The 7,072-nt window shown below is 71.8% G+C and carries 8 protein-coding genes and 1 pseudogene; 1 reads left to right on the forward strand and 8 read right to left on the reverse strand.

The window, feature by feature from the left end:
* From NBX02_RS18475 to rpsB, 7 genes and pseudogenes are all read right to left on the reverse strand, one after another.
* Positions 1 to 217, reverse strand: a pseudogene (locus NBX02_RS18475) (hypothetical protein); the annotation flags it as partial.
* Entirely contained in the window at positions 204 to 1,388 is a 1,185-nt protein-coding gene (rlmN, locus tag NBX02_RS18480) for a 23S rRNA (adenine(2503)-C(2))-methyltransferase RlmN (RefSeq protein ID WP_250285131.1), read from the reverse strand. The pseudogene NBX02_RS18475 and the gene rlmN, both read right to left, overlap by 14 nt.
* A gap of 20 nt (positions 1,389 to 1,408) precedes the next feature.
* Positions 1,409 to 2,266 carry a phosphatidate cytidylyltransferase gene (locus tag NBX02_RS18485; protein ID WP_250285132.1) on the reverse strand — a complete coding sequence of 286 codons (858 nt, stop codon included), beginning with the start codon at positions 2,264 to 2,266 and terminating at the stop codon, positions 1,409 to 1,411.
* A 43-nt stretch (positions 2,267 to 2,309) separates the two neighbouring features.
* Positions 2,310 to 2,867, reverse strand: coding sequence for a ribosome recycling factor (gene frr / locus NBX02_RS18490; protein ID WP_250285133.1), 558 nt, complete (start codon positions 2,865 to 2,867; stop codon positions 2,310 to 2,312).
* On the reverse strand, positions 2,864 to 3,643 hold the full coding sequence (pyrH, locus tag NBX02_RS18495) for a UMP kinase (protein ID WP_250285147.1): 780 nt from the start codon (positions 3,641 to 3,643) through the stop codon (positions 2,864 to 2,866). Before pyrH ends, frr begins: the two co-directional genes overlap by 4 nt.
* A gap of 234 nt (positions 3,644 to 3,877) precedes the next feature.
* A complete protein-coding gene (tsf, locus tag NBX02_RS18500) occupies positions 3,878 to 4,492 on the reverse strand; it encodes a translation elongation factor Ts (RefSeq protein ID WP_250285134.1) in 615 nt (204 codons plus the stop codon).
* 194 nt (positions 4,493 to 4,686) lie between these two features.
* On the reverse strand, positions 4,687 to 5,613 hold the full coding sequence (gene rpsB, locus NBX02_RS18505) for a 30S ribosomal protein S2 (protein WP_250285135.1): 927 nt from the start codon (positions 5,611 to 5,613) through the stop codon (positions 4,687 to 4,689).
* Between the two features lie 383 nt (positions 5,614 to 5,996).
* On the opposite strand from rpsB, the gene NBX02_RS18510 reads away from it, so the two are divergent.
* Positions 5,997 to 6,635, forward strand: coding sequence for a M23 family metallopeptidase (locus tag NBX02_RS18510; protein ID WP_445548521.1), 639 nt, complete (start codon positions 5,997 to 5,999; stop codon positions 6,633 to 6,635).
* Between the two features lie 154 nt (positions 6,636 to 6,789).
* On the opposite strand, the gene NBX02_RS18515 is transcribed toward NBX02_RS18510, so the two are convergent.
* The coding region (locus NBX02_RS18515) for a tyrosine-type recombinase/integrase (RefSeq protein ID WP_250292402.1) at positions 6,790 to 7,072 on the reverse strand (283 nt) is incomplete at its 5' end.

The following is a 7,072-nucleotide window of genomic DNA, read 5'->3' on the forward strand; positions in this document are numbered from 1 at the left end:
GGCCGACGGCCCCCGGCAGCACGCTGGCGGCGTCAGGGCCGCCCGCCGCGCCGTCCCGCTGCCCGGCCTCGGTGACCGTGCCGCCGCCGTGCCCGCCGGCGTACAGGACCAGCACAGCGACGATCATTACCGCCCCGGCCACCGCGACGAGCGGCGCCCACAGCGGGGAGCGACGGGACGGGACCCGGCGGGCGGGACGGCGCTCACCTGTCGGCACGGGCACTCCTGTCCGGCCTGTCCGTATCCGGCCCGGTCGGGGCGTCGGCGGCGAGCTGCCCACAGGCCGCCGCGATGTCACGCCCCCTGGTGTCACGGACGGTGGTCGCTATACCGCGTAACCGTAACCGTCGGACGAACTCGCGCTCCCGACGCCGCTCGCTCGCCTGCCAGGACACCCCCCGGGTCGGGTTGAGCGGGATCAGGTTGACGTGGACGAGCCTGCCGGCGAGCAGGCCCGCCAGCGCGTCGGCGCGTTCCGGCTGGTCGTTGACATCGTCGATCAGGGCGTACTCGACGCTGACCCGGCGGCCGGTCGTCTCGGCGTACTCCCACGCGGCGGCGAGCACCTCGGCCACCGGCCAGCGCCTGTTCACCGGGACCAGGCTGTCCCGCAGCTCGTCGTCGGGCGCGTGCAGGGAGACCGCCAGCGTCACCGGCAGACCGGCCCCGGTGAGCCGGCGGATCGCCGGCACCAGCCCCACAGTGCTGACGGTGACCGAGCGGGCGGACAGCCCGAGGCCCTCGGGCTGCGGGGCGGTCAGCGCCCGCAGCGCCGCGACCACCGTGGCGTAGTTCGCCAGCGGCTCCCCCATGCCCATGAACACCACGTTCGACAGCCGGGCCGGCCCACCGGCGAGCTCGCCGCGAGCGGCGGCCCCGGCCGCGGCGACCACCTGCTCGACGATCTCGGCGGCGGACAGGTTGCGGGTCAGCCCGCCCTGGCCGGTGGCGCAGAACGGACAGCCCATGCCGCACCCGGCCTGGCTGGACACGCAGACCGTGGCCCGGTCCGGATAGCGCATCAGGACGGACTCGATCAGCACTCCGTCGAAGGCCCGCCACAGCGTCTTGTGGGTGGCCCCGGCGTCGCAGGTCATGACCTTGGCGGGGGTCAGCAGCGCGGGCAGCAACGCGTCCAGTAGCACCGGGCGGGAGGCGGCGGGAAGATCCGTCATCGCCTCGGCGTCGCCCGCGCGCAGGTACCTGGCGAAGTAGTGCCGGGCGACCTGGTCGGCCCGGAAGGCCGGCTCGCCGAGCGAGACGGCGAGCTCCCGCCGCTGCGCGGTGGTCAGGTCCGCGAGATGGCGGGGCGGGCGCGGCCTGGGCGCGGCGACAAGCGGCAGCGGCCGGGCCGGCACGGACGGGGCGGCGGAGGAGGAGAGGGCCATGGCCCGTCCAGTGTGCCAGGTCATGGCGGCGGCACGAAAACAGTGATCAGCAGCCAGGCCACGGGGACAGTGCAGAGCACCGAGTCCAGCCTGTCCATGATCCCGCCGTGCCCCGGCAGCAGGGTGCCCATGTCCTTGATGCCGATGTCCCGTTTGAGCAGCGACTCACCAAGATCACCAACGGTGGCGGTGCACACCACCGCGAGGCCGAGCAGCACCCCCTGCCAGACGGCGGCGTGCAGGGCCCCGGCCATCAGGGTGCCGGCGACGAGCACGCAGGTAACGGTGGAGCCGGCGAAGCCCTCCCAGGACTTCCCCGGGGAGACGTTCGGGGCGAGCTTGTGCCGGCCGCCGGAGAGCACACCGGCCGCATAGCCGCCGATGTCGCTGGCCACCACGGTGGCCAGGCAGGCGGCCATCCGCCACGACCCGTCCGACGGGCTGGTCAGCAGTGCGGCACACCCGGCCGGCAGGCCCACGTAGGCCGCGCAGAACGCCCCCGCGGCCACGTCGTGGAGCAGGTGGTCGCCCCCGTGGGCGAGACGGCACGCCGTCACCACGACCACGGTCGCGGCCAGGGCCACCACCAGCGCGGACGCACCCCCGGCGTAGGCGGCCGCGGGCATCGCCGCCGTGCCCGCCGCCAGCGGCGGCAGCGCGATCCGCGCCCCGAGCTGGCGCAGCGCCCTGACCAGCTCGTACGTGCCGATCGCCATCGCCACACAGATGACGGCGATCCACAGCGGCCGGACCGTGAACAGGGGGACGAGGATGACCAGGGCCAGCACGACCCCGACGGCGATCGCGGCCGGCAGGTCCCGACCGGCCCGGACACCACGCGGGCGGGGCGTGCCGACCGCCGGCCCGGTGCGGGTCACGACGTCATCTGGTTGTCGAGGCTGTCGAGGCTGTCGATGTCGGTCAGACCGCCAGCAGCTCCGACTCCTTGTGCCGCAGCAGTTCGTCGACCTGGCTGACGTACCGGTGCGTCGCCTCGTCCAGGTCCTTCTCCCCGCGCCGGCCCTCGTCCTCGCCGGCCTCGCCGTCACGGACGATGCGGTCGATCGCGTCCTTGCTGTGCCGGCGCACGTTGCGGATGCTGATCCTGGCCTCCTCCGCCTTCGTCCGGGCGACCTTGGCCAGGTCACGCCGACGCTGCTCGGAGAGCTCCGGGAACACGCAGCGGATGATCGTACCGTCGTTGCTCGGGTTCACCCCGAGGTCGGAGTCGCGCACGGCCTTCTCGATGGCGGCCAGCGAGCCCTTGTCGTACGGAGTGATGATCACCATTCTCGGTTCCGGGATGTGGAACGACGCAAGCTGGTTCACCGGGGTCGGCGCACCGTAGTAGTCGACGAGGACCTTCGAGAACACCGACGGGGTGATCCGTCCCGTCCGGATGTTGGCGAAGTCGTCCTTCGCTACCGCGACCGCCTTGTCCATTTTCTCCTCGGCCTCGAGGAGTACATCGTCGATCACCGTCGTCCTTCCGTCCCGCCCTCGTCCGCACTGACCAGGGTGCCGATCTTCTCACCGCGGACGGCCCGCAGTATGTTCCCTTCCGTCAGCAGGTCGAAAACCACGATCGGCAGCCTGTTGTCCATACACAGGCTGATGGCCGTGGCGTCCATGACCTTCAGCCCACGAGACAGCACCTCGCCGTAGACGAGTGTGTCGAAACGAACCGCGTGGGGGTTCGTCGTCGGGTCGGCGTCGTACACACCGTCGACCTTGGTGGCCTTGAGAACAGCCTGCGCCTTGATTTCCAGTGCGCGCTGCGCGGCCGTGGTGTCGGTGGAGAAGAACGGCGCTCCCAGCCCCGCGCCGAAGATGACGACACGGCCCTTCTCCAGATGCCGGATGGCCCGCAGCGGCAGGTAGGGCTCGGCGACCTGCCCCATGGCGATCGCCGTCTGCACCCGGGTGACGATGCCCTCGCGCTCGAGGGCGTCCTGGAGGGCCAGACAGTTGATCACTGTGCAGAGCATGCCCATGTAGTCGGCCCGGGCCCGGTCGACACCGCGCTCGGCCAGCAGCTGGCCACGGAACATGTTGCCGCCGCCGACCACGATCGCGACCTCGATACCGGTCCGGCTCACCTCGGCGATCTGGCGGGCGATCGTCGCGAGCGTCTCCGGGTCGATGCCCAGTGGCTCGCCACCGGCGAACGCCTCTCCGGAGAGCTTCAGCAGCACCCGTCGCCAGTGCACCTCGGCAACGCCACTACGGAGTGGAGCCGTTTCCGTGTCCCTGATGGCGTTTTCGATCACGAGCGGCCCCCTCGCCCTCGGCTACGATCATCGGCCGGTGAATATGCACTGCGAGTAGTCTGCCCTACCCGATCGGATCGCAGAACCTCTGACCGCCGCCTCCGGTTCGTTCGACGTACACCTGGACGTACCCATGACGGACAGCGGGAACGAAACGCCTCCGGTGAGAGGCTGCGGCCGGGACCGCAGCCCCGGCCCCGGCGACGGAAGCGGCGCGGATCAGGCTGCCCTGACGTTGAACCGGGCGAACCGGCCAACCTCGATCTTCTCGCCGAGCGAGGATCCCGCCTGCTCCAGCAGTGCGCGGATGGTGACCTTGCTGTCCCGGACCCAGGGCTGCTCAAGCAGGACGACCGCTTTCACGTAGCCGTTCAGCCGCCCCTCCACGATCTTCGGGAGCGCCTGCTCGGGCTTGCCCTCCTCGCGGGCCGCGGCCTCGTAGATCTTCTTCTCCTGCTCGAGGACCTCGTTCGGGATCTGCTCCGCGGTCACGTAGAGCGGATCCGCCGCCGCGACGTGCTGGGCGATGTCCCGCGCGAGCTGCTTGAACTGGTCCGTCTTCGCGACGAAGTCGGTCTCGCACTTCAGTTCCAGCAGAACACCGATGGTGGGGGGCAGCTGCGGGTCGGTCTTGTGCAGGTAGGACTCCACCAGGCCGTTGGAGGCGCTGCGCCCAGCCCGCTTGGCGACCTGCGCCAGACCCTTCTCCCGCAGCCAGGACCTGGCCTTCTCGAAGTCGCCGTCGTTCTCGACGAGCGCTTTCTTGACGTCGCTCATCCCGGCGCCGGTGAGTTCCCGGAGCTTGCGGATGTCAGCGGCGGTGATTTCTGCCATGGTGCTCTTCTCGTTCCATCCGGCTGCTGGTGTTGGTGGGAGCCACCGGGGCGCCCGGGCAGCGCGATCGTCGTTTTTCTTCACGCTGCCGGGCCCTGGTGCCCCGTAAGGTCGCTACTGGGTCCTGCGAGGACGTGCTGCTCTGATGGGTGCTGCGCGCGAAGGCCGGGCAGGCCGGCGCCCGAAACGGCTGGTCAGACCCGGGCGGTCGCGGCGCCCACCACGGAGACGGCGTCGGAGTCGGGGTGGGCCGGCGTGGCCGGCGTGGCCGGCGTGGCCGGTGCCTGACCGGCCGGCTGCTGCGCCTCGGAGCCGGCCTCCGCCGACGCGTCGGCGGAGGAGGCCTGCCCCCGCAGCAGCTCCTGCTCCCACTCGGTCAGTGGCTCCCCCCCGCTGGGCGTCTCCGGCTTGACGTCCGCCGACGTCGCCCCGCCCGCACGGGCCACCAGCCCGTCCGCCACGGCGTCGGCCACCACCCGGGTGAGCAGGGTCGCGGAGCGGATGGCGTCGTCGTTACCGGGGATCGGGTAGTCGACCTCGTCCGGGTCGCAGTTGGTGTCCAGGATCGCGACGACCGGGATGCCGAGCTTGCGGGCCTCCCCGACGGCGATGTGCTCCTTCTTGGTGTCGACGACCCAGACCGCGCTCGGCACCCGGGTCATGTCCCGGATACCGCCGAGGGTCCGCTCGAGCTTGGCTTTCTCCCTGGACAGCACGAGCTGTTCCTTCTTCGTGCGGACCTCGGTACCACCGGTCAGCTCGATCTCCTCGAGCTCCTTCAGCCGTTGGAGACGCTTGTACACCGTGGAGAAGTTGGTAAGCATGCCACCGAGCCAACGCTCCTTGACATAGGGCATGCCAACCCGCTGCGCCTGCTCCTCGATGGCTTCCTGGGCCTGCTTCTTCGTACCGATGAACAGGACGGTGCCACCATGCGCGACGGTTTCCTTGACGAAGTCGTAGGCACGGTCGATGTAGGACAGGGTCTGCTGCAGGTCGATGATATAAATGCCGTTGCGCTCCGTGAAGATGAAACGCTTCATCTTCGGGTTCCAGCGCTTCGTCTGGTGTCCGAAATGCACACCGCTCTCGAGCAACTGCTTCATGGTGACGACGGCCACGGCTCGTCGCTCCCTTCTGCGCCGGGGGTACCGACGCACCTCGGTTACCGGCCCCGGCCAGTGGCCAGGGCCCCTGACGCCCTGCTGGCCCCTACCGCCGCGGATGGCAGCGGACCGAGGGAGCCTTCCAGCCGCACCGGAAGGGCGGGCGGAGAAGGGCGTGTGGATTCAGCTCGATGGTTCGAGCCGTTCCCCAATCCTACGCCCACCCGCGCGCCGCCCCCCAGCGGGTTGTCCACAGGCGGGTTGTCCACAGGCAGCCGCCCGGCCGTGACCGCCGGGCCCGCACCGGTCACCGTGGCAGCAGCGGGAGCGGACGCGGGCCGCCACGGGCGCGCCCCGGCTCCCGGGCCCGCACGTCGCACGCCCCCGGAGGCGCCATGATCCCGCCGTCCCGACACCGCCCGTTCCTTCTCCTGCTGCTGACGGCCGCGCTGCTCGCCCTGGTGGCCACCGGGTGGCCGCACCCGCTGACCGGCTACGGCACCCGAGCGGCCACCTCCCCCGTACAGCCGGCTCCCACCCGGCCGGCTCCCACCCAGCCAGCAGTGCTCGACAGCGGCGTCGGCACGGGCCCGGCGTCACCAGGGCGAGCCGTCGCGGCATCATCAGACCCGCTCTGGCGCGCCCCGCTGGACGGGCCGCTCGTCCTCGGCCGCCCCTTCAGCCCGCCGCCGTCGCCGTACGGCCCCGGCCACCGCGGCGTCGACCTGGTGGCCGCCCCGGGTACGCAGGTGCGGGCCGCCGGCCGGGGCGTCGTCACGTTCGCCGGAACGATCGCCGGACGAGGTGTGGCGGCCGTCAGCCACGGATCGTTGCGGACGACCTACGAGCCGGTGGATCCGACCGTGGCGGCCGGCCGGACGGTGGCCGCGGGCGAGCCGATCGGCCGGCTGGTGGCCGGGCATCCCGGCTGCCCCGCCACCGCCTGCCTGCACTGGGGCCTGCTCGAAGGGGCCCGCTACCTCGATCCACTCAGTCTGCTGCGGCGCCGTTCACCGCGGTTGCTGCCCCTCGGGTGAGCCGGCCGCCCCGGGCGGGATCGTCTGCCATCGCTGCCGGGCAGCCGGGCCCTCCGCTGCCGGGCAGCCGGGCCCTCCGCTGCCGGGCAGCCGGGCCCTCCGCTGCCGGGCAGCCGGGCCCTCCGCTGCCGGGCAGCCGGGCGCTCCCCGGCTGTCAGGCCCGCGGATGGCTCTGCTCGAACGCGGCACGCAGCCGTTGCGGCGTGACATGGGTGTAGATCTGTGTTGTGGTGGGGCTGGCATGACCGAGGAACTCCTGCACCGACCGGAGATCCGCGCCGCCTTCCAGCAGATGCGTGGCCGCGGAGTGGCGGATGTCGTGCGGGCTGACCGGCCCGGTCCCGTCCGCCGCAGCGGTCCGGGCGGCCAGGATGCGCCGGACCGTCCTGGGGTCGAGCCGGCGGCCGCGCACCCCCAGGAACCTGTCTCTTATACAC

Source organism: Protofrankia sp. CiP1_Cm_nod1 (genome assembly GCF_920888515.1).
In the GTDB taxonomy this organism is placed as follows: domain Bacteria; phylum Actinomycetota; class Actinomycetes; order Frankiales; family Frankiaceae; genus Protofrankia.

Bases quoted from the DNA above. Each gene is read 5' to 3' on its own strand.
- rlmN (WP_250285131.1), bottom strand. From the start codon at position 1,388: ATGGCCCTCTCCTCCTCCGCCGCCCCGTCCGTGCCGGCCCGGCCGCTG.
- tsf (WP_250285134.1), bottom strand. From the start codon at position 4,492: ATGGCAGAAATCACCGCCGCTGACATCCGCAAGCTCCGGGAACTCACC.